Origin of the sequence: Lysobacter capsici (genome assembly GCF_014779555.2) — a bacterium.
Classification (GTDB): Bacteria; Pseudomonadota; Gammaproteobacteria; order Xanthomonadales; family Xanthomonadaceae; genus Lysobacter; species Lysobacter capsici.
Map to the genome: position 1 here is coordinate 4,018,215 of NZ_CP094357.1, position 26,200 is coordinate 4,044,414.

Here is a 26,200-nt window from a genome sequence, read left to right on the forward strand (position 1 = left end):
CGCCGTCCATTCGCTTGCCGGTTCTCCAGGCGGGATTATGGCCAGGAAAAGCCGCGAGCGTGAGCGTTGCTCGCCCAGAAAAAAGCCGGGGGAGCATTCGCTCCCCCGGCCGGCTTGTTGCGCGACGGCGCGAACGCTCAGTCGCCGAGCTTGAGGTCGGGCTCGAAGAAGCTCCAGCGCACTTCCGGGAAGGCCTGCTTCATCGCCCGCTCGACCGTGTTGATCTGCTCGGTCAGGCCGGCGACGCTGTGCTCTTCGCGCATCTGCGCCTGCACCGACACCATCACTTCGTTGCCGAGCTGCAGGGTGATCACGCTGATGACCCGGGCGATCTCCGGGCGCGAATCGAGGAACTCGCGGATCTGCTGCTGGCGCAGCGGATCCACACTCTGTCCGATCAGCATCGCCTTGACTTCGATCGCGACGAACACCGCGACGATGATCAGCAGCGCGCCGATGCAGATGGTGCCGATCGCGTCCCAGATCGGGTTGCCGGTGAACACCGCCAGCAGCACCGCGCCCAGCGCCAGCACCAGGCCCAGCAGCGCGGCCAGGTCTTCGCCGAAGATCACCACCAGTTCGGCCTGGCGGCTTTCGCGGAACCACTGCCACAGCGAGCGCTGACCGCGCGCCTTGGCCACTTCCTGCAGGCAGGCGCGCATCGAGACCCATTCGGCGGCGATGCCGAACGCCAGCACGCCGGCCGCCCACCACCACTGCTTCAGCGGCTCGGGGTGCTGCAATTTATGGATGCCCTCGTACAGCGAGAACATGCCGCCGACGGTGAACAGCATCACCGCGACCAGGAACGACCAGAAGTAGATCGCCTTGCCGTAGCCCAGCGGATAGTCCGGCGTCGGCGGCCGCTTGGACTGCTTGAGCCCCAGCAGCAACAGCCCCTGATTGCCGCAGTCGGCCAGCGAATGCACGGTTTCGGCCAGCATCGCGCTGGAACCGGTGAAGAACGCGGCCACGCCCTTGGCCACCGCGATCGCGAAATTGGCGCCAAGTGCGAACAAAATCGCGCGGGTTGAATCGCCACCACCTGCCATGACTGAACTGCTCCTTCGGGTCGAGCGGCGGAGTCTAGCATTGCCGATGCTGGCCTTTGGATAGGCCGGGGCGGGTGCCAGCGCGGACGTTGCGGGGTGTAAGGCGCGACGACGGCATCCACGCGGGCAGGCGAGTCCACGGCGTCGATGAAGTCACGCGGTGGCGGCTCGCGCCGCCCCTACACCAAGCCCATGCGGCTTGCGCGACCACCCGATCGCCGGCAAGCAACGCCTGCCCCCTGTAGGAGCGGCGCAAGCCGCGACCGCGCCAATCCACCCGCCGCGAGCCCCGCTGCAAGCAGCGCGCGATCAATATCCGGAATCAAAACCGGGACATCGCCGTCGCGTTTGCATCGCGCCCATCGCCGGCAACCTGATCGCCGAACGCACGGCGTAGACATTAGTTCGGCAAGGCAGGCATCACCCCAGCACCGCGTCCTTCGCGCCGACCTCGCCGGCCTGCATCGAGGCGAGCCTTGCACTCGATCGCGCAGGTTCTTCGCAATGCCGGCCTGCCGATTCTTCTTGCGTCTGTGGCACAGCGCCAGGCTCCGCACACACGGCCACCCATTCGCTGACTCGGCTTTCGTCCGCCAGCGCCGCCGGCAAGCTGAGCCAGGCCGGCCCAGGCGGATTGCCGCCTCGCCATCGGCACCGCAGGGCGCCCCGCCCATCGCCGGACCCAGCCGGCCGCGCCCAGGACGCAAAGGTCCGATCAAGGGCCCGGCGCCGGGCGCGGTCGAAAGAGGGCGGCTGGCTGAAGGCCGGCGCGCCAGGCACTGGCGTCCTGGCTGGCCGTGGGGGCATTGTCAGGCCGTCATCACCCAGCCATCATGCGAGCCATTCTCATTTCCACCGTGCATCGCGTCAACAAAACCGCTGTACTGGAGCCTGCGCCGGCCCACCCTTCACCGGCGCAGGTCCGATGAGCCGACCGCCAACGCGCTCAGCGCCGCCGATCGCACCGGCGAGCGCCCCTCACGAAGATGAAGGGCCAAATTCGTCACAATGTGCCACTATCCCAACCATGGCCACGCGTGAACGTTTGCCTCCCTGGCACGAACGCCAGCGTCTTCCCAACGGACGCGAAGTTCTGATCCGCCCGGTCCGGCCGGAGGATGCCGAGCCCCTGCGGGCCGGCTTCGCCCTGCTCCAGCCCGACGAAGTCCGACAGCGCTTCCTGTATGCGCTCAAGGAACTCACCCCGGACATGGCCGAGCGCTTCACCCGGATCGATCCGCGCACCGAATTCGCCCTGGTCGCGGCCGAGCCGCTGCCGCCGGGCGAGGCCCTGGTCGGCGCGGTCGCGCGGGTCGCGATCGACGAACGCACCCAGGACGCCGAGTTCGCGATCCTGGTCAGCCGCTACATCGCCAATATGGGCCTGGGCCGTTATCTGATGACCCGGCTGGTGAAATGGGCGCGCGGCAAGAAGGTGCATCGCCTCTACGGCGACGTGTTCGAGCACAACACGCCGATGCTGTCGCTGGCCCAGTCGCTGGGGTTCGAACGCGAATTCCAGCAGGACGCGCCGGGCCTGATCCGGGTGTCGCTGGACCTGCGCAGCAAACCCGCCGTCGACAGCCGCGCCGGCGGCGAGACCACGCCAGGCACTTGAGATAGTCCGGCTCGCGCTATGGCGCGGGCCCGATCGCCGTCTTCGTCACCGCCGCGGCTTGCCGCGCGCACGCGGCTTAGCAGCCAAACACCGCGAAAAAGCAAATACGTCGCGCCCGCGCGCAGCGGCCAAGTCCGGCTGCTAGGCTGCGTTCGTGTCGCCATGGCCGGATGCCGCCGCGATTGCTCCTGCGGCGCAATGCCGGTCGGCCGCACCTTCGACAACCGCGTACGACAAGGAGTCTCTTATGCAAACGACGACGCAGCGCTCGGGTTTCAAACGCATCGCCATGCTGGCCACGATCGTGGTCGGCGGATTGTTCTCGGTGGCGAGTTCGGCCTTGCCGGTCCCGCCGTCCGGCAGCGGCTGGCTGGTCTATACCTATTACGGCCCGGCGGGTCGCGACGACATCGAAAGGGTCGTCGGCATGCGCTACCAGGGCGCCGGCTGCCCCGGCCCGAGGCCGCTGGACTGGGGCCAGCAGACCGCGAAGTTCAGTTGGCACTACGCCACCTGCAACAACCAGAACTGATTCACCACCCGGCCGATGTGGCCCTGCCGTCTCCGACGGTCATCGGCCATGCAAGAACGACAAGGCGCCCGTTCCCGGGCGCCTTGTCACGGGCCGACTACGACCCCATTGAAACTAGCGCGGCACCGGTCAGAACGGCAGCGGCACGCTGTCCACGTCGTCGCACATGACCGTGGTGGTGTCCGAATACGGCGTCGAAGCGCCGATCAGGCTGCCGGAACTGATCGCCGGGCAATCCCCGTAGAAGACCACTCCGGCCACGTACGCATGCGAGGCATCGGTGTAGTAGCTGGTCACCGAGACCGCGGTCGGCGGACGCGGGGGTTGAGCCCACACCGACGCAGACGCCACGACCACACTCATCACACCCAACGCCAGCAACGGCCGGCGGAACCGCGAAACCAACGAATCGAGCTTCATGACTGCACTTTCCTCCATGATCTTCATGAGCGTAAGACCGATGCCGCGCGATGGCGGCTTCGGCCCGCGTGAGCCGGCCATCACAAGCGCCGGCCCCTGCGCCGGACGAACTGTTCCGGTCCGTCCTTCGGCGCCGCGCCATCATGCAGGCGAAAGCCCGCGCGCGCGACGTGACCTTATGTCCCCCGGCGGCTAACCTAGCCGCCCTCTGTGAGTTCCCCCAATCACGTGTCTGCCCTTTTGCCTAAAACCGGCCAGCAGCGCGCCTGGTGGCGCGCGCCGGCTTCGCCGTCCGCCCTGGCCTGGGCGATCGCCCGCGCCGGCGCCGACTACGACGGCCCGCTGCTGGCGGTCGCGCGCGACAACCACGGCGCGCATCAACTCGAATCCGACCTGCGCACCCTGCTGGGCGCCGACGCCGGCCACGACGGCGCGTTGCCGGTCCTGAGCTTCCCGGATTGGGAAACCCTGCCCTACGACTTGTTCAGTCCGCACCCGGACATCGTCTCGCAGCGTCTGTCGGCTCTGCATCGCCTGCCCTCGCTCAAGCGCGGCATCGTGGTGGTGCCGGTGCAGACGCTGTTGCAGCGGCTGGCGCCGTTGCGGCATGTGGTCGGCGGCAGTTTCGATGTGCGCGTCGGCCAGCGCCTGGACCTCGACAACGAAAAACGCCGGCTCGAATCCGCCGGTTACCGGCATGTGCCGCAGGTGCTCGATCCGGGCGATTTCGCGGTCCGCGGCGGCTTGCTCGACGTCTACCCGATGGGCGCCGACACGCCGTTCCGGGTCGAGATGCTCGACGACGAGATCGACACCATCCGCGCGTTCGATCCCGAATCGCAGCGCTCGCTCGACAAGATCGACCGCGTGCACCTGTTGCCGGGCCGCGAAGTGCCGCTCGACGACGTCTCGCTCAAGCGCGCGCTCGATGCGCTGCGCGAACGCTTCGATCTCGATACCCGGCGCAGCGCGCTGTATCAGGATCTGAAGGCCGGCATCGCGCCCTCGGGCATCGAGTACTACCTGCCGCTGTTCTTCGAACAGACCGCGACCTTGTTCGATTACCTCGGCGACAAGGTCCTGCCGGTGATCGCCGACGGCGCGCTGGAAGCGGCCGATCAATTCTGGAGCCACACCGGCGAACGCTACGAACAACGCCGCCACGATCTCGAACGCCCGCTGCTGCCGCCCGATTCGCTGTACCTGACCCCGGTCGGCCTGCGCGAACGCCTCAATCAGGCCGCGCGCATCGAACTGTGCGGCGAACAGCATCCGCAACGCGCCAAGGCCGTCGCGCTGGGCGATCAACCCGCGCCGACCCTGCCGGTGGCCGCGCGCGACGCCGCGCCGGCCGAAGCGTTGAAGTCGTTCCTGGGCAGCTATCCCGGCCGCGTGCTGATCGCCGCCGACACCGCCGGCCGCCGCGAAGCGCTGCTCGAAGTGCTGCAGGCCGCGGCGCTGAAACCCGATGTGGTCGCCGACTGGAAATCGTTCCGCGACGGCGCCAGCCGCTTCGCGATCGCGGTGGCGCCGCTCGACGACGGCTTCGCGCTCAGCGTACCGGCGCTGGCGATATTGACCGAACGCCAGCTGTTTCCCGAACGCGCCTCACAGCCGCGTCGGCGCAAGCGGGTCGGCCGCGAACCCGAAGCGATCATCCGCGACCTGGGCGAGCTGTCCGAAGGCGCGCCGATCGTGCACGAGGATCACGGCGTCGGTCGCTACCGCGGCCTGATCGTGCTCGAAGCCGGCGGCCAACCCGGCGAATACCTGGAAATCGAATACGCCAAGGGCGACCGGCTGTACGTGCCGGTCGCGCAGTTGCACCTGATCAGCCGCTACTCCGGCGCTTCGGTCGAAACCGCGCCGCTGCACTCGCTCGGCGGCGAGCAATGGACCAAGGCCAAGCGCAAGGCCGCGGAAAAAGTCCGCGACGTGGCCGCCGAACTGCTGGAAATTCAGGCCAAGCGCCAGGCCCGCGCTGGCCTTGCATTGGACGTCGACCGTTCGATGTACGAACCGTTCGCGGCCGGTTTCCCGTTCGAGGAAACGCCCGATCAGCATTCCTCGATCGAAGCGGTGATCCGCGACCTCGGCAGCAGCCAGCCGATGGACCGCGTGGTCTGCGGCGACGTGGGTTTCGGCAAGACCGAAGTCGCGGTGCGCGCGGCCTTCGTCGCCGCCACCGCCGGCAAGCAGGTCGCGGTGCTGGTGCCGACCACGTTGTTGGCCGAGCAGCATTACCGCAATTTCCGCGATCGGTTCGCCGATTGGCCGCTCAAGGTCGAGGTGCTGTCGCGGTTCAAGAGCACCAAGGAAATCAAGGCCGAACTGGAGAAGCTGACCGAGGGCAAGATCGATGTCGTGGTCGGCACCCATCGCCTGTTGCAGGGCGACGTGCGCTTCAAGGACCTCGGCCTGGTCATCGTCGACGAAGAACAGCGCTTCGGTGTGCGCCAGAAGGAAGCGCTCAAGGCGCTGCGCGCCAACGTGCATCTGTTGACTCTGACCGCGACGCCGATCCCGCGCACGCTCAACATGGCCATGGCCGGCCTGCGCGACCTGAGCATCATCGCCACCCCGCCCGCGCATCGCCTCGCCGTGCAGACCTTCGTCGTGCCCTGGGACGACATGCAATTGCGCGAAGCCTTCCAGCGCGAGCTGTCGCGCGGCGGCCAGGTGTATTTCCTGCATAACGATGTCGAGAGCATCGGCCGGATGAAGCGTCAGCTCGAGGAATTGGTGCCCGAGGCGCGCATCGGCGTCGCTCACGGCCAGATGGCCGAGCGCGAACTCGAAAGCGTCATGCTCGACTTCCACAAGCAGCGCTTCAACGTCCTGCTGTGCACGACCATCATCGAGTCGGGCATCGACATCCCGAACGCCAACACCATCATCATGAACCGCGCCGACAAGTTCGGCCTGGCGCAGTTGCATCAGCTGCGCGGCCGGGTCGGCCGTTCGCATCACCGCGCCTATGCGTATCTGGTGGTGCCCGACAAGCGCTCGATCACCTCCGACGCGCAAAAGCGCCTGGAAGCGATCGCTTCGATGGACGAGCTCGGCGCCGGTTTCACCCTGGCCACGCACGACCTGGAAATCCGCGGCGCCGGCGAGTTGCTCGGCGAGGATCAGAGCGGGCAGATGGCCGAGGTGGGTTTCAGCCTCTACACCGAATTGCTGGAACGCGCGGTGCGCTCGATCCGTCAGGGCAAGCTGCCCGATCTGGATTCGACCGAATCGCGCGGCGCCGAAGTCGAACTGCATATTCCGGCGCTGATTCCCGACGATTACCTGCCCGACGTGCACACCCGCCTGACCTTGTACAAGCGCATCAGCGGCGCGCGCGACAGCGAGGAACTGCGCGAGTTGCAGGTCGAGATGATCGACCGCTTCGGCCTGTTGCCCGACGCGGCCAAGCATCTGTTCGCGGTGGCCGAACTGAAGTTGATCGCGACCAACCTGGGCATCCGCAAACTCGACCTGGGCGACAAGGGCGGCCGCCTGCAGTTCGTCGAACGGCCGAACGTGGATCCGATGTCGGTGATCAAGCTGATCCAAGGCCAGCCGAAGCTGTATCAGATGGACGGGCCGGACAAGTTGCGGATCAAGCTGGACTTGCCCGATGCGCTGGCGCGATTGGCGGCGGCCAAGGGGTTGTTGACCTTGCTCGATACCAAGCACTGAGGTCGAGCACCGGACATAACGCGCCGCGCGTTACGTCATGCCCCCTTTGCAAAAGGGGGCGAGCGCCCGGCGTCGGCACGATGTGCGACTGATCGGTAGCGCGGGGGATTCGCTTTTGCTTCGTCGCGATGATCGTGAGCGAAAAGCAAATCCCCCCTAGCCCCCCTTTTTCAAAGGGGGGAACTGTTCGCCGCGAATTTCGCGGGCGCAGGCGTCGGAAATATCCGTGAGCCCCGCTTATGCGCCCCCGCGCCTATGTCATCTGCCCGCTTCGCTTTTACTCATTCCTCACTCCTCTCCACTCACTCCTCGCCCCACATAAGCCCTCATCCCCTGACATTCCACACTGCCCACCACCCCGCATCCGCCCTACCATCCGCGCTTCCCTACCTCGCCGCGCGCCTCATGCCGTCTCGCCACGCACGCTTCCTCGCCCTCGCGCTGCTGATGCCGGCGCTGTCCACGCTCGCGCTCACCGCAGCCGCCGCCATGAAGATCGAACTCAGCCAACGCACCACGCTCAATCTCGCCGCGGTCAAGCAGATCGCCCAGGCCGCCGAAGACAAGGCGCGCGCCCAGGGCTTGAGCGTGTCGATCGCGATCGTCGACGACGCCGGTCGGCTCGTGCACTTCCAGCGCATGGACGGCACGCCGAACTCCAGCGTCGAGGTCGCCATCGGCAAGGCCATGCATGCGGTCAATTACCGCCGCGATACCGCGTTCCACGAAAAGCTGCTCAGCGAGGGCAACAACGTCGTGCTCGGACTGCCGTCGATCACCCCGATCGAAGGCGGCGTGCGCCTGCTGCACGGCGATCAGGTGATCGGCGGCATCGGCGTGTCCGGCGCGCGCGCCGCGCAGGACGGCGAGATCGCCCAGGCCGGCGCCGATGTGTTGAAGTAGGCCGGTCGCAGCATCCGCACTTCGAAGCGTTTCAGGGATATCAGCATGGCTCCGATCACTCGTCTTTCCGCCCTGAGCTTGAGCGTCTTGCTCGCCGCCTGCGCGAGCGCGCCGCCGATACCGACGCAGAACTCGAGTTTCGTGATCGTGCGCCACGCCGAAAAAGCCAACGACGATCCGCGCGATCCCAACCTGAGCGAAGCCGGCCGCGCGCGCGCCGAGCGCCTCGCCGCCGCGCTGAAAAACCAGCCGGTGCGCGCGGTCTATGCCACCGCGTATCGCCGCACCCAGCAGACCGGCGAACCGACCGCGCGATCGCACGGCCTGCAGGTCGTCACCTACGACGCCAAACAGCCGGCAACCGATTTCGCCGCGAGCCTGCGACGCGAGCACACCGCCGGCACGGTGCTGGTGGTCGCTCACAGCAATACCGCGCCCGACATCGCCGCGGCACTGTGCCAATGCACGGTGGCGCCGATGGCGGAAACCGAATTCGACCGGCGCATGCGCATCGACTTCGATCGCGACGGCCATCCGCGCTACACCGAATCGCGCGATCAGTGACGCGGCGCGCGGCTGGACGCGCCATCGAAGATCGCCGAGCATGCTCCTGCCCGTTCGTTTGTCCGCCCGCAGGGAGTTCCGCCATGAAATTCGCGTTGATCGCCTTGATGCTGTCGTGCGTGTTCGCCCTGACCGCCTGCGCGCACGCCGCGCCGTCGGATCCCGCCGATGCCAAGCCCAACGGTGGCGACGCCGCCCGGCCGGGTCAGCCGCTGTCGATGCAACCCGGCGATGAAGTGACCCTGCCCGACCACTCGCGGCTGCGTTTCGTCGCCGTCACCGCCGATTCGCGCTGCAAGCCGGGCCTGCAGTGCATCTGGGCCGGCGATGCGACGCTCGAGTTCCAGTGGACCGCCAGCGATGGTAAGAAGACTAGCGTGTCGCTCAACACGCCGGCGGAACCGAGCAAGAGCGCGGGTGCGTGGACGTTCGAATTGCAGGCGCTGGATTTCGCCGAGCCGCCGCATGCGACGGTGCAATTCCAGGCGAAGTGATGGGCCGATCGTGGGCTCGGCGTCCACCGGATCGATAGCGGCCCAAGGCCGGCGACCACTGTCGCGATGGGCGCCATCTCGCTCGCTGCCGCACCGCATCGCGCACGCGGCGCAAGCACCCGGTCCCGTGCCTCGACCAAGCGCGGCAACTGCAACACCGAGTTGCAGCATCGACACCGCGAATGCATAAAAGTCATGCCAATCTGCGGGTATCAGTCCCGCAGGAGTCCGCCATGACCACGATCATCGCCCCGCGCATCCACGACCTGGGCGGGTTCCAGGTGCGCCGCGCCGTGCCGAGCGTGCAGGCGCGTTCGGTCGGTCCGTTCGTGTTCGTCGACCACATGGGCCCGGCCGCGTTCGAACCCGGCCACGGCATCGACGTGCGCCCGCATCCGCATATCGGCCTGGCCACGGTGACCTTCCTGTGGGCCGGTGCGATCGGCCATCGCGACACCCTGGGCAGCGTGCAGGACATCCATCCCGGCGACGTCAACTGGATGACCGCCGGCCGCGGCATCGCCCACTCCGAACGCACCCCGGACAAACCGCGCGCCGACGGCCATCCGCTGCACGGCATGCAGACCTGGGTCGCGCTACCGCGCTCGTTCGAGGAAACCGCGCCGGCCTTCCACCATCATCCCGCCGCGACCTTGCCGCAATTGCACCGCGACGGTGCCTGGTTGCGCGTGGTCGCCGGCCGCGGCTTCGGTCAGGAATCGCCGGTGCGCGTATTCGCCGACACGCTGTACGTGGCCATCGATCTGGACCCGGGCAAGGAGCTCGAGATCGAGGACAGCCACGCCGAGCGCGCGTTGTATCTGCTCGAAGGTCAGGCCCAGCTCGATGGCGCCGACCTGCCGGAAAAACACCTGATCGTGCTCGATCCCGGCAGCCGGCCGCGGCTGCGCGCGAAGACCCCGGTCAAGGCCATGTTGCTCGGCGGCGAACCGCTGGATGGGCCGCGCCATCTGTGGTGGAACTTCGTCTCAAGCTCGCGTGAGCGGATCGAACAGGCCAAGCAGGACTGGGCCGAGGGACGATTCGGTCACATCCCGGGTGAGCACGAATTCATTCCATTACCTGAACGGTGACTTTTCCGAATCTGGCGTTTGTCAATCCCCGCAAAGTGGACTAAGGTCACAACCTATAGGACTCGCAACACCGCTTAACCATACATCCGGTTGCAGGGGGAAGTGTCGTGAAGTCATGGGGAAAGAACCAGCACGCTGTGCCGTGGCTGGTGTTGTTGTTCGCATTGTGTGCCAACGCCAAAGCCCAGGACGCCGCTGCGGATGACCCGGGCAATTGCCCGGCGTTGCCCGCCAGCACCGGCTTGCGTTGGGAGTACCGCGCCAGCGCGGATTCGGATTTCTGCCGCGCTCTGCGCGCCGACGGCTCGGAAGCCTTCGGCCTGTACATCGCCAGCAAATCGCCGTTCTCGCCCAAACGCAGCGACCGTGCCGAAGCCAGCACGATCGACGGCAAGGCGATGTACTGGTATCGCGGCGAGCTCGCCGGCAAGCCCGATATCCAGGTCCGCGAGACGCTGATCGAAATCGGCTCGGGCAAGATCGCGCACATCTGGCTGCAGGCCTCCTCGCCCGATCAGCTCAAGGAGGTCATCGGCCAGACCGAGGGCCTGCGATTTCCGTCGGCCCAACTGAGCGCGAACAAGTAATTCAGGCAGTACGTCCCAACAAAGCGACCGCGCTGGCTCAGCGCGGTCGCTTTACTGTGTCCGCGCTCCACATTTGTGACGTGTTGCTCATTTTTGAGGAATCGGCCAGCATAAGAATGGCCTGGCTGAACAGGGTCGAACTGCCCCGTTCCAAGACTGAACAGGGTTGATCGTCGATCCGCAGGGCCTGCATGCCCCACTACCTCAAAGGATGACGATCATGATCAAGCGACTCGGTGCGGAGTTCATCGGTACCTTCTGGCTGGTGCTCGGCGGCTGCGGCAGCGCCGTGCTGGCGGCCAATTTCGGTGGCGCGGGCAATCCGCTCGGCATCGGGCTGCTCGGCGTGGCGCTGGCGTTCGGCTTGACCGTGTTGACCGGCGCGTATGCGTTCGGCCACATCTCCGGCGGCCATTTCAATCCGGCGGTGAGTTTCGGCCTGTGGGCCGGCGGCCGGTTCCCGGCCAAGGACCTGTTTCCGTACATCGTCGCCCAGGTGCTCGGCGGCATCCTCGCCGGTTTCATCCTGCTGCAGATCGCCAGCGGCAACGGCAGTTTCGCGATCGACCCCAACGCGGCCGGCACCTTCGCCAGCAACGGCTACGACCTGATGTCGCCCGGCGGTTATTCGCTGACCGCGGCGCTGCTGACCGAAGTGGTGATGACCGCGATGTTCCTGATCATCATCCTCGGCGCCACCCACAAGAACGCGCCGGCCGGCTTCGCGCCGATCGCGATCGGCCTGGGCCTGACCTTGATCCATCTGATCAGCATTCCGGTGACCAACACCTCGGTCAATCCCGCGCGTTCGACCGGCGTGGCCTTGTTCGCGGGCGCCGCGGCCATGAGCCAGTTGTGGCTGTTCTGGGTCGCGCCGATCGTCGGCGGCCTGCTCGGCGGCGCGGTGTATCGCTGGCTCGGCAAGGATTGAAACCTCGCTCGATTGGAAACGAAAAGCCGCGCATCTGCGCGGCTTTTCGTTTAGGTGAGGCGCTGGGCGCGCGGCTTCTCTGCGAGCAACGCGCGTCGATCGCTTGAGCGCGATGCGACCCGACCTGCACCGCAACGATCTGTGCGAAACGACGACGAACGCGCAAGATCGATGTTGCAACGATCCGCGCGCCCATGCGAGGTCGACTAATGCACCGCCTCGTTCGCGACCTCGATCGCGGTCTGCTGCAGCTGCGCGGCCAGTCGCGCGTTGCCGACCGCGTCGGCGGCGTTGAGCATCTGCGATACCGCCTGCAATTGCTTGATGCCGCGCGGCGGGATCTTCTTGAGTTTGCCGCCGACGATCATCCAGCCGCTGGCGCCGTTGGCGACGCCGGCCGATACGAAGGTGGCGACGAGGGTGATCTGTTTGGGGTCGAGCTGGGTGGCCATGCGATGTTGCTCCTTGTGACGCCCACCGCCGCCTGCGCGGCCGCGCGCGTGTCTGCGCCCATCGCCGCGGGCCTGCGTCGATGTTGCGTCCGATAGAAAACAACGCGCGCGCCAGCGGGCGGCTGACGTATCGCGGCTGAAACATCCGCGTTCAAGTACGCACGAAACTAGCCGCGCATGCGAATACCGGCGCGCAAAAACCAAAGGCCACGCTCGCGCGTGGCCTTTTTCGTCGCGGCTTCCTGCATCGATCGCGATCAGAACTTGCCTTCCTGGAAATCGACGAAGGCCTGCATCACTTCCTGCTTGGTGTTCATCACGAACGGACCGTAACGCGCGACCGGCTCGCGCAGCGGCCGTCCGGCGATCACGATCAGGCGGCTGTCCTGCTTCGCATCACCCAGCTTGAGCACGTTGCCGCCCGACAGCACGGCCAGTTCCTGCGCATCGACCGCGCGCGCGTCCTCGCCGTCGCCGATTTGCACGCCGCCTTCGTAGACGTACGCGAAGGCGTTGTGGCCTTCGGGCAATTCGTACTCCCAGCTCGCGCCGGCCTCGAGCGCGATGTCGAGGTAGACCGGGTCGGTCGCCGGCTGCGCGATCGGGCCACGCACATCACCGATGCGTCCGGCGATCAGCTTGATCCGCACGCCGTCGGCCGGCTGCAACTGGACGATGCGGTCGGGCGCGAACTCCTGGTATTTCGGTTCGGTCATCTTCTCGCGCGCCGGCAGGTTGACCCACAGCTGGAAGCCGCGCATGCGGCCGGCTTCCTGCTCGGGCATTTCCGAGTGCACCAGGCCGCGACCGGCGGTCATCCACTGCACGCTGCCGGGGACCAGCACGCCTTCGTTGCCGTGGTTGTCCTTGTGGCGCATTCGGCCGTCGAGCATGTAGGTGACGGTCTCGAAGCCGCGGTGCGGGTGCTCCGGGAAGCCGGCGAGGTAATCCTCGGGCTGGTCGGTGCCGAATTCGTCGAGCAGCAGGAACGGGTCGAGGTCGGGCAGCTGCGGGCCGCCGATGACCCGGGTCAGGCGAACCCCGGCGCCATCGGAGGTCGGCTGGCCGCGCAGCTTGCGGCCGACGCGGGCGTAAGCGGTGGGGGTGGCGGTGGCCATGGGTGGTTCCTATCGGGACGCCGGATTGGCGATGGGCATAGGATGCCACCGCATTTTCGGAACGACAGAGCACAAAATGCAATCATAAGTCACATAAACAGAACGATAAGCCGCCGTCGTCCGCTTACGTCTTACGTCTCACCCACGCAGCTTGTCCCCCTCTCCCGCTTGCGGGAGAGGGCCGGGGTGAGGGAAACGGGATTGCGCAGAACTTCGGCGGCTGGAGTGCCCTCACCCTCCCCTCTCCCGCAAGCGGGAGAGGGAAAGCGTTTGTCGGCGCTGGACACGGAGTCGCTCGCCTAGCTGTCGGCACTACACCCGGGTGTACACATACACCGTCGCCGGCGGCACATTGCGCAACACGAAATCGCCGCGCCGCACCTGCAGCCCCAGCGAGCGCGCGACCGGATCGGCCACCGGCGCGGCCGGGCCGTAGGTGAACTGCACGAACACGCCGTCCTCGCGCAGGCATTCGAACGCCGCGCCGAGGATATCGCGCTGCAGCGGGTGCGGCATCGTCAGCAAGCCAAGACCCGAGACGATCGCGTCGGCCGGACCGGTCCGCAGATAGCCGGCGTCGCGCGCCAACTGCGGCAACTCGCGCGCGTCGCCGAGCACCACCGGCACCTGCGGAAAACGCAGGTGCAGATGCGCGTGCAGTTCTTCGTTGAGTTCGAGCACCAGCAGGTCTTCGTCGCGGATGCCGGCATCGAGCAAGGCGCGGGTGATCGCGCCGGTGCCGCCGCCGAGTTCGATCACCCGGTTCACGTCGTCGGGCAATTCGGAAATCATCGCCGCGGCCAGCTCGGCGCTGGACGGCGCCACCGCCGCCACCCGCAACGGGTTCTTGAGCCACTGACGGAAGAAGGTCCAGGTACCGGGCTTGCGATGCGACTTCATGCGCGATGCTCCGAGCAACGCGCACGCGCGAGGCTGCTACGACGAAAAGGGGACGGCATCAACGCGGCTCCAACCGCCAGCAGCGGTGGATCCGGGCGTCGCGTTCGAAATCCGGCGGAATCGTCTGCGCGCTGATGTCCACGCAGCGGGCGAACTGGGCGATCGCCTCTTCGTCCAGACGGAACCGGCGGAAGTTGTTGGAAAAATACAGCACGCCGTTGTCGGCCAGGCGCGCGACCGCGGCGCGCAGCAGCCGCACGTGTTCGCGCTGGATGTCGAAATCGTCGGCGCGCGCGGAATTGGAGAAGGTCGGCGGATCGCAGAAGATCAGGTCGTAACGGCCGCGATCGGCCTCCAGCCATTGCACCGCGTCGGCCTGGGCCAGACGGTGCTGCGAACCGGTCACGCCGTTCTCGCGCAGATTGTCCGAACACCACTGCAGATACGTGGCCGACAGATCGACGGTGGTGGTCTCGTGGGCGCCGCCGACCGCCGCATGCACGGTGGCCGCGCCGGTGTAGCCGAACAGATTGAGGAAACGGCGGCCGCGCGCTTCCTCGGCGATGCGCAGGCGCATCGGCCGGTGATCGAGGAACAGACCGGTATCGAGGTAGTCGAACGGATTCACCCGCAGCCGCGCGGCGCCTTCGCGCACGACGATGAATTCGCCGCGCTGATCGAACTGGCCGTACTTGCTGCCGCCCTTGCCGCGCGCGCGGGTCTTGATCGCCAGCCGCTCGCGCGGCACCGCGAACACTTCGCGCGCAGCCGCGAGCAACTCGTTGAGACGACGGCGCTGGTCGGCTTCGGGAATGTCGGACGGCGCGGCGTATTCCTGCACATGCAGGTAGGTGCGCGGCTGCGCTTCGTCGGTGGTGTAGACGTCGATCGCGGCCGAGTACTCGGGCAGATCGGCGTCGTAGGCGCGGAAGCAGTCGACCGCTTCGCGCTGACGCCAGTTCTTGAGCTTGCGCAGGTTCTTGCGCAGGCGATTGGCGACCATCTGCGCGCCTTCGCTCAGCGGCTGCGGCGCGGCGTCTTCGGCCTGGGCCTTGCGCTCGGCGTGGCCGACGCGCGCGATCGGCTCGCACACGATCAAGGCGCATTCGATCGCGCCGTTGAAGATCTGATACTTCTTGCTGGCGCGCAGGGTCGTGGCCTGAGCCAGCGCCGGATCGCCGCACAGCAGGCTGGCGCGCCAGCTCGGCACGGTGCGCTTGAGCGCTTCGCCCAGGGCGCGGTACAGCGCGGGATCGGCGGCGAGGCGGGCGTCGTAGGGCGGGTTGCAGACGGCCAGGCCCGGAGTCTGGGTATCGCTATGCTCGTTTTTACCCGAGCCTGCGCCGGTCTCGGACGAGATCGCTTCTTCAAGACCGTCATTCCCGCGAAGGCGGGAATCCAGTGCCTTATCGCCATCCGCCAGCAAAGCCGCTGGATTCCCGCGTTCGCGGGAATGACGATCCGATACGGACGCAGGCGAAACCAATGACGCTTGCAGTGATGCGGGCAACGCCTGCAACGACTCCACCGCCGCCACATTCCACTCGATCACCCCCGCCAACCCGGCCTCGATCTCGTTATCGCGCGCCGCGCGGATCGCATGCGGATCGATATCGCTGCCGGCGAACACCGGACGCAGCGCGGCCAGTCCCGTGGCTTCGCGCTCGCGCGCCTGTTCGCACAACACCCGCCAGCGGGCGAAATCGAAACCGCGCCAACGCGTCGGCGGCAAGGCGCCGTGGCGCAGCAGACCCGGCGCGACGTCGGCGGCCATCAGCGCGCCTTCGATCAGCAAGGTGCCGCTGCCGCACATCGGGTCGAACAAGCCGCCGCCGTTGGCATACACCTTCGGCCAACCGCCGCGCAGCAACACCGCCGCGGCGAGGTTTTCCTTCAGCGGCGCCTCGCCCTGTTTCTGCCGCCAGCCGCGGCGATGCAGCGAACCGCCGCCCAGGTCGATCGAGACGATCGCCTTGCCCTTGCGGATCACCAGATTCAAACGCAGATCGGGCTGGTCGGTATCGACATCGGGCCGCGAACCGGTGCGCGCGCGCATCACGTCGACCACGCCGTCCTTGACCCGCTGCGCGGCGTAGCGCGCGTGGGTGATCGCCTCGCCCGACACGTGCGCGTCGACCGCGAGCGTATGCACGCTCTCCATGTGCGCGGGCCAGTCCAGCGCGGCGACGCCGGCGTACAGCGCGTGTTCGTCGGGACAATCGAATTCGGCGATCGGCCACAACACCCGGCTGGCCAGACGCGACCACAGCACCGCGCGCTGCGCGTCGGAGAGTTCGCCTTCGACGTTGACGCCGGCGGTGGCGGCGGTCGCGCGCTGGCAACCCAGCGCGATTAGTTCGTCGGCCAACAGGTATTCCAGACCCTTGCCGCAGCTTGCGTAGAACTTGCTCATGCTTGCGCGGTACTCACAATGTTTCGAGCAGGCGCGCAAACGCGTCGGCGCTGCCCTGCACGTGCGCCGTAAGGCGGTGGCTGTCGTCGACCAGGAGCAACCGCGCGCGGCGCGGATGGGCCCAGGCGACGACGTCGGCGGCCGGGATCAGTTCGTCGTCCCAGCCGTGAATGATGCTGATCGGCACATCGGCGGCCTGCAGCACCGGCGCCGGGCCCATCGCGATCGGCGGCGCCATCAGGAACAGCGCGGCGGGCCGGACCTGCATCGACACCGCGCCGGAAATATAGGCGCCCAGGCTGGACCCGGCGAGCACCACCGGCCCGCGCTCGGCAGCCTTGCGCGCCAGGCCGAGCAGGCGCTCGATGCGCGCGTAGACATCGCCCAGCTCGCTGACCTCGCGTTTGGCGTCCAGGTCGGTGTAATCGGGACGCTCATGGGTCCAGCCAAGACGCTGCGCCGCCTCGGCCAAGGCGGTGACCTTGGTCGCGTCGGGGCCGCTTTCGAAGCCATGAGAGAGGATGCAGTGACCTGGAGTGATCATCTATGAGCCGAGGTGGAGTATTTGCAGATCACTGCGAAAGTCCGGGAATGCAGTGACCTGGAGTGATCATCTATGAGCCGAGGTGAAGTAGTTGCAGATCACTGCGAAAGTCCGGGAATGCAGTGACCTGGAGTGATCATCTTTGAGCCGAGGTGAAGTAGGTACAGATCACGACGAAAGTCCGGGAACGCAGTGACTTTGAATGATCATCTTTAAGTCGAGATGAAGCAGGTACGGATCACCGAAAAAGTCCAGACACGCATGTCCTGACGCAATCATCCGAGAACCGATGTGAAACGATCGCGGATCGCATCGCGCCAACGAACAACAAGGCATGGCGACGATCGCGCATGAAATCCATCCCAACGGCCTCGATCGGTCATGCGCGCCGAAACGGGCATGTTCGGCCCGCGGTCACGAGGCGGCAACCGATCGCGAAAAAAACCAGCCAACCCGATCATCCGCAGCGATCGCGCAATCAAACCGCGACCGCATCGATCACCGGCACCAGCGCATCGCCGCGCCGGATCGTGCCGCCCTCGAGGATCCGCGCGCACAGGCCGCCGTGGCCGCGCATCGCGTTGAAACCGCCCGGGCCGAGCGCGGCTTCCATCATCGAACACGGGTCGCAGGACTCGGTCCATTCCAGCAGCGCGTCGCCGAGACGGAAGCGACGGTCCTTCAAGGCCAGCAACGGCAGCCCGGAGATCACGATATTGCGGCGCAGGAGCGCCGGTTCCAGCGACGCATGACCCGACAGGGCCGCGATCACCGGCAGGTGCTCGGCCTGGATCAGGGTCACGCCGCGCTTGCCGCTGCCGCCCTTGTAGCGGTCGCCGGCCAGGCCCGCGCCGGCCTGCGCGACGACCTCGTCCAGGGCCTGCATCCGCACCGCCCGCGCCGGACGCACGCCGATCCATTCGACCCGGCCGGGCCGCGGCAACGTGGCCATCAGTTTTCCTAGCGCGGAGTCGGCGGGCGGCAGGGTCATGGCGGGCTCCGTGGGAGGGCGAATGGTAGCATCCGCAGGCATGCCGCCCCTGAATCTCACGTCCGCGCCCCTGCCCTACGAAGCCCGGCTGACGCCGCGCGATCCGGCCTCGATCGACCTGGTGGTGATCCATTGCACCGAGTTGCCCGACCTGGCCACGGCGCGCGAATACGGCGAGCGGGTGCTGTACGACGAATCGGGCACCGGCAACAGCGGCCACTACTACATCGACCGCGACGGCTCGGTGCTGCGCTATGTGAGCGAGGACCGCGTCGCCCATCACGTGCGCGGCTACAACCCGCGCTCGATCGGGATCGAACTGGTCAATATCGGCCGTTATCCGCACTGGCTGGATTCGCGCCGCCAGGCCATGCCCGAGGACTACACCCCGGCGCAGATCGAGGCACTGATCGCCTTGTTGAACGATCTGAGCCAACGCCTGCCCTCGCTGCGCCTCATCGCCGGGCACGAGGACCTGGACACCGCCCAGGTCGAGTCCAGCGACGATCCTTCGGTGCTGGTCCAGCGCAAGCTCGATCCGGGGCCGTGGTTTCCGTGGCCGCGGGTGTTGGCGGCGTGCGGCCTGGAGCGGTTGCCGCGCTGAGGTATCGGCGCACCGCGCGGCGCCCGTGCGCAACACCACCGGCCCGCCGCGTGGCCCCGGACCGTGCCGGGCGTCCCGCTATACTCCACCCGACCTCCCAAACCGCGCGCCGATGACCTCCTCCCCCGTCTCCGAACTGATCGAACTGCTGTCGCTGGAACGATTGGAGGACAACCTGTTTCGCGGCCAGAGCCGCGATATCGGCACCAAGTACGTGTTCGGCGGGCAGGTGCTCGGCCAGGCGCTGTCGGCCGCGCAGGCCACCCTCGACACCGCGCGCGCGGCGCATTCGCTGCATGCCTATTTCCTCAAGGCCGGCGATATCGAAGCGCCGATCGTCTACCAGGCCGACCGCACCCGCGACGGCGGCAGTTTCTCGGTGCGCCGGGTCACCGCGATCCAGCACGGCCAGCCGATCTTCTTCCTGGCCGCCTCGTTCCACGAAGACCAGGACGGCGGCGAGCATCAGCTGTCGATGCCGGAAGTGCCCAAGCCCGAGGACATCGACCCGGCGCCCGCGGTGCCGGCGCAGGTCATGGCGACGCTGCCGACCAAGGTCCAGCGCTGGCTGTCGCGGCAGGGGCCGTTCGAGTTCCGCCACGTGTATCCGCGCGACGAGCTCAACCCGCCCAAGCGGCCGCCGTTCCAGCAGGTCTGGTTCCGCCTGAGCGAACCGGTCGGCGACGCGCCGGAACTGCACCGCGCCCTGCTGGCCTATGCCTCCGACTTCCATCTGCTCGGCACCGCGACGTTTCCGCACGGCATCAGCTACTACCAGCCGAACGTGCAGATGGCTTCGCTCGATCACGCCTTGTGGTTCCACCGTCCGTTCCGCGCCGACGACTGGCTGCTGTATTCGATCGACAGCCCCAGCGCGCAAGGCGCGCGCGGCTTGGCGCGCGGTCAGATCTTCGACCGTCACGGCCATCTGGTGGCCAGCAGCGCGCAGGAAGGCCTGATCCGCGTGATGGCCGCGCAAGCGCCGGCGAAGGGCTGACATGAGGCAGGTCTTCAGCAGTCCGCGACTGGAAAACGTCGAAGGCGTGGCGCAGTTGTTGCGCGATGCCGGGATCGAGGTGCGGGTCACCAACGATCGCTCCTACAAGGGCAACCGTCGTTCGAGTTTCAGTTATTCCGAACAACCCAAGGAGCGCCCGGCGGTGTGGGTGGTGCAGTCGAGCGATCAGCTGCGCGCGCGCGACCTGCTGCGCGAGGCCGGGCTGATCGACAGCACCCGCGCCGAGGAAGCGCATCACGCGCCGTTCCGTTTCCAGTCGAGCATCGACCAGACCCGCACGCCGGGGCAGAAACGCGCGTTCCGGATCAAGATCGGCCTGCTGCTGTGCATCGCGGTGGTGCTGGGCCTGGCGATGTTCCATAACCTGCGCAATCGTCCGGTGGCCGCGCCGGCGGTCGACCCGGCGATGGTCGCGCTGCAGACCCACAAGTTCGACGGCAGCGTCGCGGCGATACCGGCCGGGCTGGCCGCGGCGGTGTTCAAGCAGCAACTGGCCGAGGCCGACCAGCCGACCCAATGCCTGCGCGTGGACCGCAGCGACGCCTCGCGCAAACTGCTCACCGCGCTCGCGCGCTCGAACCTGCGCCTGTTGCCGGCCAGCCAATGCGTGGAAGTGCCCGACGAGGAAAAAGGCAGCCACGCGCTCGACGGCGCGCCGGCCGAACTGATCCAGGTGCATGCGTTCCGGCCGACCTCGGCGAGCACCGGCACGGTCGAGTATTCGGCGTACTTCAGCCGCTCGCAGGCGGTCTACAAGACGCTCGAGGTCAAGCTGGTCGACGGCAACTGGACGGTGGTCAAGACGGTCAAGACCGTACGCGCGATGGGGTGAGCGCGACACGCGCCGCGACTGCCGGCGTCGCGCATGCGAACGGACCGGCGCACCCGAGCGCGCGACGACGGTTCGGCTGGCGCACCACTGAAACAACGGCATGGCGAGCAGGCCGCCATGCCGTCGCGGGCGCATCCTGCGCCGCTTACATCCTGCCCGGGCGCGATGTTCCGCGCTGGCGCGATCGGCGCTTATCGCCGGTCACCGCTTATTTCCCGAACGGGTTAAGCACGAAGCGTTGACCGATGATCCTGCCGTCGACGATCAACGTGCCCTTGGTCTGAGTGACCCGGATTCTCGTCCCGAAAGGCGTCTTGTCCTCCGGCTGGGCGTCGTACTGCCAGTTCGGCGACATCTGATTGTGGAACATGAAATCTATGTTGCCGGCGCTGTGGATGCTCACCACCCGGCCCTTCGCCGTCGGCGTGGTCTGTCCCGGCTCGGGCTTGCGGGCGATATCGCTGATCCACAGGCCGGGCATGGTGCCGGCCGGAAGGTCGAAGGGAGGCAATTCGTTGATGGCACCGCGCGAGGACGCGCACCTGTCCGTTGGCGGCTGTATTTCCGCCGGATACCCCCACCCGTCCGTGATCAGTTCGAGCACCGCGGCGGTGCAGTCCAGTTCGTTGTTGGCGACCACCAGGTGGGTGTCGACGATCTGCTGCGAATCGACGATGTCGGGCCGCTCCAGCAACTGGGTGTAAAGCGGGCCCTCGTGGTTGGTGGAGTAAGAGGTCTTGGCCGTGCTGACAATCGGATCGTCGTTGGCGCGGGCCACCGACAGCGGCGCCATCGCCAACGCCGACAGCACCGCCAGGGGGAGGAGCGATCTTGCAATCATGAAAATTCTCCATGGCTACTTCTGTAATGAGACGCGGGCCTGTGTGCCCGCGCCGTCCGCGCCGATCGGCGCGGACGATTCATTAGAAATACGGGCGCGGGCCGGCATGCAGCGCCGGCGCCCCGATCACCGCGCGGTTTCCACCAACCGCATCGCATTGCATCGACTTTCTGACTCGTCCTATCCACGCATCGGCGCGCGCGAGACGACCCGCCCGGCCGGCGCTCGACGCCGCGCGCGCAAGCCCGCTTCGAACGCCCCGCTTCGAACGGCCGCTTGCCGCGGCCGCGCCGGTCGGTCACATTTCCCGGCGAGCCACGTCCAGGACTGCAGGCATCGCCGGATGCCGCATCCCGAGACCGCCCGCATGACACCCGCCCACCCGCCGCGTCGCCTCTCCACCTCTCCCGCACCCGCCCTCCGGAGCGCCCGGCGATGAATGCCGAAGCCCTGCACTCCCTGATCGACCACGATCTGCCGGCGGCCTCGCGCGGCGACACCGCCGCGTATTCGCGCATCGTCGGCGCCTGCCAGAACTCGATCACCGCCATCGCCCTGGCCATGGTGCGCGACGTCCACGCCAGCGAGGACATCGCCCAGGAGGCCTTCCTCAACGCCTGGCAGAACATCCGCAAGCTGCAGAACCCGTCCAGCTTCCTGCCGTGGCTGCGCCAGATCACCCGCAACCTCGCCACCGACCACCTGCGCACGCGCCAGCGCTTGCCGCGCGGCAGCGACGACTTCGACGCGGCCATCGCCGCCGCGGCCGATCCCGAACCCAGCGCGGTCGAACGCCTGATCGAAGCCGAGCGCGCCCAGGTCGCCGCCGAACTGATCTCGGCATTGCCCGACGAAAGCCGCGAGGTGTTGCTGCTGTATTACCGCGAAGGCCAGAGCTCGCAGCAGGTCGCCGCCCTGCTCGGCCTGAGCGACGCGGCCGTGCGCAAGCGCCTGTCGCGCGCGCGCAGCTCGGTGCGCGGCGAGTTGCTGGATCGTTTCGCGGTGTTCGCCCAGGCCAGCGCGCCCACGGTCGGTTTCACCACCCTGGTCGCCAGCGCGCTGGGCGTGATCGCGCCGGCCGGCACCACCACCGCGGCGATCGCGGCCGGTTCGATCGGCTCGGGCCTGGCCGGCAAGTTCGGCGTGGGCGGGCTCGGCACCGCCGGCACCTCCGGCGGCGTGGTCGGCAGCGTGGTGGTGTTCGTGGTCGAACGGGTGTTGTCGCCGGTGTCCGAAGCGGTGACCGGCGCGCCGCTGGATACCGCCTCGATCGCCACCCGCATGGCGACGATCGGCTCGCCGACGCTGGGCGGGGTGATCGGCGGCTTCGTCGGCGGCTTGATCGCGACGGTGCTGATCGCGCGCTACATGCTCGGCTTCGCCGCCACGCCGCAGGAGCGGCGCGAGATCGGCCGGTTGATCACGGTCATGAGCGTGACCAGCGCGCTGCTGGCGGTGGCCACCCTGGTCACGCTGGAGCTCAGCCACGGCTGGGTCGTACCGCTCAGCGTGACCTTGGCGGTGATCGTCGTGAGCCTGTGGCAATGGCTGGTCGTGGTGCCGCGCGCGCTGGCGTCGTCGATGGCGCGGATCCAGCGCGAAACCGGCCGCGATCCCAAGCACAGCCTGGTCTATCGCTGGGTGCTGGGGCCGCAGGCGATGGTTTGGAGCTCGCTGGTGATGCTCGCCTCGGTGGTGTACGTGCTGTACCGCGACGGCCGCTTCGGCTGATCGCGACCGGCCGCGATCGCCGCGACGGCGCCCTCCCTGCGCCGCCGCGGCACCGCTGCGCCCCCGCGCCGATATCGTCCCGCCGCATCGCGCGTTATCCGCGCGAGCATCGCTGTTTCGCATCGCGCGTTATCCGCTCGAACATCGCCCTTCCGCATCGCGCGCGAACCGCGCTCATGGCACATACGCCTCCGGCGCGGCGGCGAAGTTCACCGGCACGGTGATCGTCGCGGTCGCGCCGCTGTCCAGATCCACGCTCAGATTGACCGCGCCGCCGCCGGCCGCGCCGCCGCTGGCGGGATTGCACGCGCCGCTGCCGGCGCCGATCGCGCAGCTCCAGGCGGCGGCGAGCGTCGCGCCGTTGGGCAGCACGTCCTCGACCAGCGCGCCGGCCACCGCGTCGGGGCCGTCGTTGCGCACGGTGATGGTGTACACGGCGCTGCCGCCCGGCGTGTAGGTCGCGCTCGCGTCGCTCTTGACGATCGACAGCGCCGCCTGGCTGCGGGTGTTGGTGAAGGTGCAGGTCAACACCTCGTCGGCGACCACGCTGGCGCCGGGAATCGTGTAAACCGTGCCCGCGAGCGCGCCGACCACGGTGTTGCCGGCGTTGCGGCATACCGCCGAGGTCAGCGCATAGCCGGCCGGCACGCCGGTCTCGGCGATGGTCACGTCGGTGCCGGCCGCGACCACCGTATAGGCCTGCAAGCCGGCGGTATTGACGTCGCCGTCGACTTGGGCCGGCGTGCCCGCGGTCGCCGTAGTGACGTTGCCGGCGGCCTGCGCGGTATTGGTCAGCGCGAAGCTGAAACTGTCGACGCCGCGCAGGCTGGTCTTGTTGAGCACGATCCGCGGCAAGGCCGCGACCACGTTGCGGGTCGGTTGATCGCCGGGCGTGGCGGCGTCGGCGTCGCTGACGTCGAGCAGGTTCTCGCCCAGGGTCGCGGAACGATGCGCCACGCTCGCGCTGTTGTTGATCACCGTGCCGGCCGCCACGCCGGCGTTGACCCGCGCGCGGAAACGCAAGGAGAAACTCTCCCCGGGCGCGACCGTGCCGCCGCTGGCGGCGGTCGCGCCGGTGCCCAGGCGGAACACCACGCGATTGTTGCCGGCATCGAATTCGGCTTGATCGTCTCCGGCCGCGTCGCTGTGCGCGCCGGCGTTGGCGCCGCTGACGATGACCAGGCTGCCCGGCTCGTAAGTGGTGTTGGCCGGGATCACGTCGGTCAGCACGGTCTGCACTGAGGCATCGCTGCCGACGTTGGTGCTGCCGATGGTGAATTCGAGCAATTCGCCCGGCAACAGGCTGCCGCCGTTGAGGTCGGCCGAACTCTTGAGCAGCCGGTCCTTGAGATTGGGCCGCGACACGTCGGTGGCGCGGCTGATCATGCCGAAGATCAACACTTCGTCGATGCTGCCGCGGGCGCGGATCAAGGCCGAGTTCGCGCTGTTGGGCAAGGGCACGTTGGGTGGAGTGAAATCCAGGTCCATGCCCAGGGTGTCGAAATAGTTCGGCGCGCGCGCGCCGACGTTGGCGCCGTTGCGGGAGATCGAACTGTTCCAGAAGTTGTTGACCGGATTGGCCGCGTTGGACACGTTGTTGAGCGTGGCCGCGTTGCGGCCGTATTGCAGCCCGACCGCGCCGTCGACGGTATCGTCGCCGTCCCAGCCCAGCAGGCCGAGGGTGGTATTGACCGGCCCGGTGGCCGGGGTGATGAAGCCGCTGAAGGCGATGTCCACCGGCAAGGACGCATCGCTCGCGCTGAGCAGGCCGTCGTAGACATTGAGGTTGCGCGTCGCGGTCTGGGCCGGATCGCGGTAGGCGACCACCAGGGCCCAGCCGGCCCAGGTGCTGCCCGCCGAACCGATCCCGCGCTGGGTGGTCTGCACATTGGCGACGGTGTAGGTGCCGTTGCCCGCGGCCTGGACCAGCGCGGTGACGTCGTCGAAGCCCTGATACGCGGCATCGCCGAACGCGCCGGCCGAGTTCGTCAACAGTTCGTCGGCGCTGAGCGAGGCGTACACCGCCGAGCCGGGCGTGCGCAGGCGCACGCTGTTGCGCGCGAGCGAAAGGCTGATGCCGCTCCAGTACAGGCCGGCGAACAGCACGGTCGACCCCGCGGGCAAGGCGAGATTGGCGCTGCTGGAATTGAACGTGGTCGCATCGCTGTCGACATCGACATAGACCATGGCGATGGCCGGGTCCTGATTGACGACGGTGACACTGCCGCTTTGCGCCTGCGCGCACAGGGCGACGTTGCCGCCGCAATGCAGGTTGATGTTGCCGATGCCGGTGATGTCGCCATTGACGGCCGGGTTCTGGTAGCGCGGCGCGAACGCGCGATCGGCCTGCGCGGCCGGCGCCAGAATCGTCGCGACGATCGCGAGCGTCGCGACCGCGAGGCGGCGGCGCCATCCCGGCAAACCGCGAAATCCGATCGGCTGTGCATTGAACAGGTGCCGTAGCGCCATAGCATCGCTCCCCTATGCGACGTATCGGCATCTCTATTTGCGGATGCCGCGGCACTACTTCTAATCCTAAAGATTCGAAAACAGAAGGCTGCGCGCGGCCTCAGCGAAAATAAAATTGTTTCGCGCAATTTACGCTTTAAAAAGGCACTTTAGATCCACAAAGAAAACATGCTTTCGTAAAAAAAGACTGACTTTATGCGGGCAATTCATCCGGACCGAAACGACAGCTGCGCAAAACGCTTGCAACCGACTCGACGATCAGCCACACAAATCAAGCCAAAATAATCACGAATTTCATTCAACTTCGCCGGCGCGTTCATGCCCGCGCATGCGGCCTTGCACGAACCGCGCCGCGCGCCGCAGCGAGCCGGCGGCAATCGATCCGCGCCGCGATCGATGCACATC

23 protein-coding genes and 1 pseudogene are annotated in these 26,200 nt (G+C 67.3%); 13 read left to right on the forward strand and 11 right to left on the reverse strand.

What is annotated here, in order from left to right:
• Positions 1-137 precede the first annotated feature (137 nt).
• On the reverse strand, positions 138-1,052 hold the full coding sequence (locus IEQ11_RS16330; RefSeq protein WP_046657287.1) for a cation diffusion facilitator family transporter: 915 nt from the start codon (positions 1,050-1,052) through the stop codon (positions 138-140).
• Between the two features lie 1,027 nt (positions 1,053-2,079).
• Between IEQ11_RS16330 and IEQ11_RS16335 the strand changes: the two genes are divergently transcribed.
• Positions 2,080-2,670, forward strand: coding sequence for a GNAT family N-acetyltransferase (locus IEQ11_RS16335; RefSeq protein ID WP_096415058.1), 591 nt, complete (start codon positions 2,080-2,082; stop codon positions 2,668-2,670).
• A gap of 247 nt (positions 2,671-2,917) precedes the next feature.
• Positions 2,918-3,202, forward strand: a complete 285-nt coding sequence (locus IEQ11_RS16340) for a hypothetical protein (protein ID WP_051547525.1) — start codon at positions 2,918-2,920, stop codon at positions 3,200-3,202.
• Between the two features lie 129 nt (positions 3,203-3,331).
• Here IEQ11_RS16340 and IEQ11_RS16345 read toward each other — a convergent pair whose 3' ends face one another.
• The gene (locus IEQ11_RS16345) at positions 3,332-3,622 is read right to left on the reverse strand and encodes a hypothetical protein (protein WP_148650448.1); all 291 of its coding nucleotides are present in this window, start codon (positions 3,620-3,622) and stop codon (positions 3,332-3,334) included.
• Between the two features lie 210 nt (positions 3,623-3,832).
• On the opposite strand from IEQ11_RS16345, the gene mfd reads away from it, so the two are divergent.
• The 7 genes from mfd (at position 3,833) to aqpZ (ending at position 11,882) form a co-directional block, all read left to right on the forward strand.
• A complete protein-coding gene (gene mfd / locus IEQ11_RS16350; protein WP_191822131.1) occupies positions 3,833-7,309 on the forward strand; it encodes a transcription-repair coupling factor in 3,477 nt (1,158 codons plus the stop codon).
• A 405-nt stretch (positions 7,310-7,714) separates the two neighbouring features.
• Positions 7,715-8,212, forward strand: coding sequence for a GlcG/HbpS family heme-binding protein (locus IEQ11_RS16355; protein WP_191822130.1), 498 nt, complete (start codon positions 7,715-7,717; stop codon positions 8,210-8,212).
• Positions 8,213-8,257: 45 nt separating this feature from the next.
• The gene (locus tag IEQ11_RS16360) at positions 8,258-8,776 is read left to right on the forward strand and encodes a histidine phosphatase family protein (RefSeq protein WP_191822129.1); all 519 of its coding nucleotides are present in this window, start codon (positions 8,258-8,260) and stop codon (positions 8,774-8,776) included.
• An 83-nt stretch (positions 8,777-8,859) separates the two neighbouring features.
• Complete coding sequence (locus tag IEQ11_RS16365; RefSeq protein WP_191822128.1) at positions 8,860-9,270, forward strand: hypothetical protein; 411 nt, start codon at positions 8,860-8,862, stop codon at positions 9,268-9,270.
• Positions 9,271-9,503: 233 nt separating this feature from the next.
• Positions 9,504-10,364: a pirin family protein gene (locus IEQ11_RS16370; RefSeq protein WP_191822127.1), complete on the forward strand. Its 861-nt coding sequence runs from the start codon at positions 9,504-9,506 to the stop codon at positions 10,362-10,364.
• A gap of 107 nt (positions 10,365-10,471) precedes the next feature.
• Positions 10,472-10,951 carry a hypothetical protein gene (locus IEQ11_RS16375; protein ID WP_157754069.1) on the forward strand — a complete coding sequence of 160 codons (480 nt, stop codon included), beginning with the start codon at positions 10,472-10,474 and terminating at the stop codon, positions 10,949-10,951.
• 220 nt (positions 10,952-11,171) lie between these two features.
• A complete protein-coding gene (gene aqpZ / locus IEQ11_RS16380) occupies positions 11,172-11,882 on the forward strand; it encodes an aquaporin Z (RefSeq protein ID WP_036109456.1) in 711 nt (236 codons plus the stop codon).
• Positions 11,883-12,088: 206 nt separating this feature from the next.
• Here the strand turns inward: aqpZ and IEQ11_RS16385 are convergent, their stop codons facing one another.
• The 7 genes and pseudogenes from IEQ11_RS16385 to IEQ11_RS16410 form a co-directional block, all read right to left on the reverse strand.
• Positions 12,089-12,334 (reverse strand): hypothetical protein, encoded by a 246-nt coding sequence (locus tag IEQ11_RS16385; protein ID WP_191822126.1) that lies wholly within the window; start codon positions 12,332-12,334, stop codon positions 12,089-12,091.
• Between the two features lie 257 nt (positions 12,335-12,591).
• Positions 12,592-13,452 (reverse strand): pirin family protein, encoded by an 861-nt coding sequence (locus IEQ11_RS16390; protein WP_191822125.1) that lies wholly within the window; start codon positions 13,450-13,452, stop codon positions 12,592-12,594.
• Between the two features lie 312 nt (positions 13,453-13,764).
• A complete protein-coding gene (locus tag IEQ11_RS16395) occupies positions 13,765-14,352 on the reverse strand; it encodes a class I SAM-dependent methyltransferase (RefSeq protein WP_057922105.1) in 588 nt (195 codons plus the stop codon).
• A gap of 58 nt (positions 14,353-14,410) precedes the next feature.
• Positions 14,411-15,889, reverse strand: a complete 1,479-nt coding sequence (gene rlmKL, locus IEQ11_RS25955) for a bifunctional 23S rRNA (guanine(2069)-N(7))-methyltransferase RlmK/23S rRNA (guanine(2445)-N(2))-methyltransferase RlmL (protein ID WP_425494687.1) — start codon at positions 15,887-15,889, stop codon at positions 14,411-14,413.
• Positions 15,863-16,765: pseudogene (locus tag IEQ11_RS25960) on the reverse strand (THUMP domain-containing protein); the annotation flags it as partial. The gene rlmKL and the pseudogene IEQ11_RS25960, both read right to left, overlap by 27 nt.
• 13 nt (positions 16,766-16,778) lie before the next feature.
• Positions 16,779-17,306, reverse strand: a complete 528-nt coding sequence (locus IEQ11_RS16405) for an alpha/beta hydrolase (protein WP_191822139.1) — start codon at positions 17,304-17,306, stop codon at positions 16,779-16,781.
• A 481-nt stretch (positions 17,307-17,787) separates the two neighbouring features.
• A complete protein-coding gene (locus tag IEQ11_RS16410; protein ID WP_036109291.1) occupies positions 17,788-18,300 on the reverse strand; it encodes an MOSC domain-containing protein in 513 nt (170 codons plus the stop codon).
• Between the two features lie 22 nt (positions 18,301-18,322).
• Between IEQ11_RS16410 and IEQ11_RS16415 the strand changes: the two genes are divergently transcribed.
• The 3 genes from IEQ11_RS16415 (at position 18,323) to IEQ11_RS16425 (ending at position 20,754) form a co-directional block, all read left to right on the forward strand.
• Positions 18,323-18,904 carry an N-acetylmuramoyl-L-alanine amidase gene (locus IEQ11_RS16415; RefSeq protein ID WP_228464693.1) on the forward strand — a complete coding sequence of 194 codons (582 nt, stop codon included), beginning with the start codon at positions 18,323-18,325 and terminating at the stop codon, positions 18,902-18,904.
• 112 nt (positions 18,905-19,016) lie between these two features.
• Complete coding sequence (gene tesB / locus IEQ11_RS16420; RefSeq protein WP_046657312.1) at positions 19,017-19,901, forward strand: acyl-CoA thioesterase II; 885 nt, start codon at positions 19,017-19,019, stop codon at positions 19,899-19,901.
• A gap of 1 nt (position 19,902) precedes the next feature.
• A complete protein-coding gene (locus IEQ11_RS16425) occupies positions 19,903-20,754 on the forward strand; it encodes a hypothetical protein (RefSeq protein ID WP_052756312.1) in 852 nt (283 codons plus the stop codon).
• Between the two features lie 208 nt (positions 20,755-20,962).
• Here IEQ11_RS16425 and IEQ11_RS16430 read toward each other — a convergent pair whose 3' ends face one another.
• Positions 20,963-21,595, reverse strand: coding sequence for a hypothetical protein (locus IEQ11_RS16430; RefSeq protein ID WP_191822122.1), 633 nt, complete (start codon positions 21,593-21,595; stop codon positions 20,963-20,965).
• Positions 21,596-22,030: 435 nt separating this feature from the next.
• Here IEQ11_RS16430 and IEQ11_RS16435 point away from each other — a divergent pair, with 435 nt between their 5' ends.
• Positions 22,031-23,326 (forward strand): RNA polymerase sigma factor, encoded by a 1,296-nt coding sequence (locus IEQ11_RS16435; protein WP_096415071.1) that lies wholly within the window; start codon positions 22,031-22,033, stop codon positions 23,324-23,326.
• Positions 23,327-23,500: 174 nt separating this feature from the next.
• On the opposite strand, the gene IEQ11_RS16440 is transcribed toward IEQ11_RS16435, so the two are convergent.
• A complete protein-coding gene (locus IEQ11_RS16440) occupies positions 23,501-25,747 on the reverse strand; it encodes a prealbumin-like fold domain-containing protein (protein WP_191822121.1) in 2,247 nt (748 codons plus the stop codon).
• Between the last annotated feature and the right edge of the window lie 453 nt (positions 25,748-26,200).

What these genes read in the sequence shown, in the direction of transcription:
- IEQ11_RS16330 (WP_046657287.1), bottom strand. Translation starts at nt 1,052, where the DNA reads ATGGCAGGTGGTGGCGATTCAACCCGCGCGATTTTGTTCGCACTTGGC.
- IEQ11_RS16410 (WP_036109291.1), bottom strand. Translation starts at nt 18,300, where the DNA reads ATGACCCTGCCGCCCGCCGACTCCGCGCTAGGAAAACTGATGGCCACG.
- IEQ11_RS16370 (WP_191822127.1), top strand. Translation starts at nt 9,504, where the DNA reads ATGACCACGATCATCGCCCCGCGCATCCACGACCTGGGCGGGTTCCAG.
- IEQ11_RS16385 (WP_191822126.1), bottom strand. Translation starts at nt 12,334, where the DNA reads ATGGCCACCCAGCTCGACCCCAAACAGATCACCCTCGTCGCCACCTTC.
- IEQ11_RS16340 (WP_051547525.1), top strand. Translation starts at nt 2,918, where the DNA reads ATGCAAACGACGACGCAGCGCTCGGGTTTCAAACGCATCGCCATGCTG.
- IEQ11_RS16365 (WP_191822128.1), top strand. Translation starts at nt 8,860, where the DNA reads ATGAAATTCGCGTTGATCGCCTTGATGCTGTCGTGCGTGTTCGCCCTG.
- IEQ11_RS16335 (WP_096415058.1), top strand. Translation starts at nt 2,080, where the DNA reads ATGGCCACGCGTGAACGTTTGCCTCCCTGGCACGAACGCCAGCGTCTT.
- aqpZ (WP_036109456.1), top strand. Translation starts at nt 11,172, where the DNA reads ATGATCAAGCGACTCGGTGCGGAGTTCATCGGTACCTTCTGGCTGGTG.
- IEQ11_RS16345 (WP_148650448.1), bottom strand. Translation starts at nt 3,622, where the DNA reads ATGAAGCTCGATTCGTTGGTTTCGCGGTTCCGCCGGCCGTTGCTGGCG.
- tesB (WP_046657312.1), top strand. Translation starts at nt 19,017, where the DNA reads ATGACCTCCTCCCCCGTCTCCGAACTGATCGAACTGCTGTCGCTGGAA.
- IEQ11_RS16425 (WP_052756312.1), top strand. Translation starts at nt 19,903, where the DNA reads ATGAGGCAGGTCTTCAGCAGTCCGCGACTGGAAAACGTCGAAGGCGTG.
- IEQ11_RS16360 (WP_191822129.1), top strand. Translation starts at nt 8,258, where the DNA reads ATGGCTCCGATCACTCGTCTTTCCGCCCTGAGCTTGAGCGTCTTGCTC.
- IEQ11_RS16355 (WP_191822130.1), top strand. Translation starts at nt 7,715, where the DNA reads ATGCCGTCTCGCCACGCACGCTTCCTCGCCCTCGCGCTGCTGATGCCG.
- IEQ11_RS16430 (WP_191822122.1), bottom strand. Translation starts at nt 21,595, where the DNA reads ATGATTGCAAGATCGCTCCTCCCCCTGGCGGTGCTGTCGGCGTTGGCG.
- IEQ11_RS16395 (WP_057922105.1), bottom strand. Translation starts at nt 14,352, where the DNA reads ATGAAGTCGCATCGCAAGCCCGGTACCTGGACCTTCTTCCGTCAGTGG.
- IEQ11_RS16415 (WP_228464693.1), top strand. Translation starts at nt 18,323, where the DNA reads ATGGTAGCATCCGCAGGCATGCCGCCCCTGAATCTCACGTCCGCGCCC.
- IEQ11_RS16435 (WP_096415071.1), top strand. Translation starts at nt 22,031, where the DNA reads ATGAATGCCGAAGCCCTGCACTCCCTGATCGACCACGATCTGCCGGCG.
- IEQ11_RS16390 (WP_191822125.1), bottom strand. Translation starts at nt 13,452, where the DNA reads ATGGCCACCGCCACCCCCACCGCTTACGCCCGCGTCGGCCGCAAGCTG.